Consider the following 2,905-nt stretch of genomic DNA (forward strand, 5'->3'; position numbering starts at 1 on the left):
CCTAAGATAATTCGTTGTCCATTGGCGAGAGGTTGAATGGTGGCGGTCGCAGTTAAATTAAGTAGGGGGATGGCAACGGCCGGTTGGTCGTAAACCACGGCGTGATCGCCGATTAGAATGGCTTTGGCATGAGATTGACCAAAGCCGGAATGAATTTTTTGCATTTTAAAGGCTCCAATAACTGCTAATATTGTACCGCATTGGGCTAAGTAGTGTAAAATAACTAAGGAAGTTCTTTGAATAAAATTTGCTAAAATGTATTCCAAGGACCGAATTGAATCTGAAAGGAGTCCTGATGAAAAAATCAGCCGCCTTTGTGATTGTCGATTTGGAAACGACCAACCCTTCTGTTGAGAAGGGCGGTCGGATTATTCAAATCGGGATGACCTTTGTTAAAAATAAAAAAATCGTTGAACACTTTGATTCCTTTGTGAACCCTGGCCAAACGATTGATAAAAAAATCCAACAACTAACTCACATTACCCAAAAAGATGTCCGAGATGCACCTTTCTTTGAAGAAATCGCACCCTCATTGCAGGCCCTCTTACAGGGGCAAGTTTTTGTGGCCCATAATGTTAATTTTGATTACCCTTACCTGAATGCCGAATTTGCCCGAGTAGGCCTACCGGAGTTAGACCTCCAGGCCCTTGATACGGTCCAGTTGGCTCAACTACTCTACCCAACGGCACCTGGCTACCGCCTCTCGGATTTGACCAAGTATTTGAACCTGCCTTTGACCCAGGCTCACCGGGCCAATGCCGATGCCGAGGCAACTGCCTATTTGATGCTCTCCTTATGGCAAAAAGCCCAGGGCTTAGCCGAACAAACGAAAAAAGATCTCTTAGCCGTTGACTGGGGGATGTTGAGGGAAAGCCAGGACTTTTTGGCGATGGCCATCAAGGACCAGTCACCCGCACCGGACTTTTTAAAGGCTGATGGTCAGCCGGACTTGGCACAGACAGATAATTCTGTTCAGTCAGTGGCTAAGGAGCCAACACCGACTAAGTCGGACCAAAAAAGAGGGGCCTTTCCCAAATCATTGGCCGATAAGCAGAGAGTCTTAGGACCGAACTATGACGTTTTGGCCGACCAGGGCCAGGTCATGGACCAAGTCCAGCAATTCCTGCAACAAAGACAACGAACGGTTTGGCAGATGACGACGCCACCAAAGGTTCACAAGACCCTGTCTTACCTCTTCCCACTCTTTTATCAAAAGCGGGACCAAACGGCTTACCTGCTAGCACATGATATTGGCTTGTTGAACCACCAGGAACGCTTATTAGCCGACCTACAAAGAAAGCTCGACGGGCCACGGCTAAAAACCGCCAAGCTCTATGCACCACAGGACTACTTGGACTTAAAAAAGTACCGTCAAGCATTGGCTCAGGCCAAAGAAAACGGTGGTGCCTTCTGGTTGGCCCGAGTAATTGTGTGGCAGGGCGAGAGCGTTGATAAGGCGCTGATTGAGTTGCCCAAGGGTATTACCAACCAACCAGCCTTTGACAATATCCGCTCTGACGAAAAGGGGCAGGTTTTCAAACAAACCTTTGACAAGGCCAAACGGGCTGATGTCGTCTTAATGACCTTTGCTGCATTCTTTGCCCTCGGTGAAGACTTGCAGAAGCAAAGTGGGCACAAAGACCGTCCAGTTGCCATTTTGGAAAAGCCGGTGGCCTTGTTAACGGCCATTCAGGAAGGCTTTGGCCTGACCTTGCCTTTGAGCTTTTACCAAGACCAAGTTGCCCGGTTAGCCGACCAAGCCGCCTTTTTGCCCAATAAAATTCAGGGTCAATGGAAGGTTGCTCTCCATAACTGGGAGGAAGCCAGCAATAAAATTGACCGACAGGCCCTAGACTTAGGAATTTTGAAGTCCGGCAAGGCGATTTTGAATCGGTTATTGGACCTGGTTGCTCTAGCTAATAAGGCTGATTTTCAAATCAGGATGTCCCAGGCCGATTTGGTTGCTAAGCTGAACAAGTTGGCCTGGCTGTCGGCCCACCAAGAATACTTGGACCGGATTGACTGGGCCATTGAAAAAGAACCAGTTTCGCAAAGTTTGGTCTTTTCGGTTAAAAATGACCTGCTTTACCAAAAGTACTTCTTAAAGCAGGTTGATAAGGTCTTGGTTGTTTCATCATTTTTGCCTGAACACTTATCCGAATTTTTGTCACAGACGCCCAAGGCCCTTCAGCCTGAAAAGACGGCTGTGACGGAAGCGGGGGATGGTCGGTTGAAGACGGTCTTAACGACTAGTCGGGTGGAAGACCGCCAGATTGAACTCTTGGTCCAGGCTAATATGAAGCACATGGTTTTGATTGTCCAGGATTTTGCGGCGGTTAAACACTGGTATTACAAGTTAACCGACCGGTATGGCGACCAATATATGGTTTATGGTCAGGATATTTCGGCCCCACTGGTCAAGGCTGCTCGCCAAAGTAACCAGGAGGACCAGGCTATCTTGGTAGTGATGCCGGATTATCTCACTACCATTTGGCAACAAAACCTCCATGTGCCGAACATTGCGATGGTCTCACAGGCCCACCGCTGGTTAGATGTGGCGGAATTAGGTCCCTTAGTGGTTTCCCTTCAAAAACAAGATCAGGCTGTTTTACTTGGTTCTTTTGGTCAAGGACAAGTTAAAGCACTAGCAGATCGAATTGTTTTGATGAATGGTCGACATAAACGATTAAAAGCGAACTTTTATCGCGATTTATTGGAATAATTAGTAAAAAGACAGCTATTTGATAGCTGTCTTTTTTTGACTCTGTCAATTTCTTTTGTCAGGGGTGTTGACATTAGAAAGTTCCTAATGTATATTAAACACAACTTAATAAGTAATAGAGGTCGCAACCAACAAGAGTACTTCAGCTAAGCTGAAGGAAAGGGGCGGTTGCCGAAGCGAATG

The 2,905-nt window shown here is 46.8% G+C and carries 1 protein-coding gene, 1 pseudogene and 1 riboswitch (1 of these 3 running past the window's edge); of the genes and pseudogenes, one reads left to right on the plus strand and one right to left on the minus strand.

The features are described from left to right. A pseudogene (locus AOQ29_RS08115) lies at positions 1–164 on the minus strand (mevalonate kinase); the annotation flags it as partial. A 131-nt stretch (positions 165–295) separates the two neighbouring features. Between AOQ29_RS08115 and AOQ29_RS05525 the strand changes: the two are divergent. Continuing rightward, a complete protein-coding gene (locus AOQ29_RS05525; RefSeq protein ID WP_061993513.1) occupies positions 296–2,722 on the plus strand; it encodes an exonuclease domain-containing protein in 2,427 nt (808 codons plus the stop codon). A 108-nt stretch (positions 2,723–2,830) separates the two neighbouring features. Then, positions 2,831–2,905: riboswitch (Lysine riboswitch) on the plus strand (it continues 132 nt past the right edge of the window).

Origin of the sequence: Fructobacillus ficulneus, from assembly GCF_001047075.2 — a bacterium.
Lineage (GTDB): Bacteria > Bacillota > Bacilli > Lactobacillales > Lactobacillaceae > Fructobacillus > Fructobacillus ficulneus.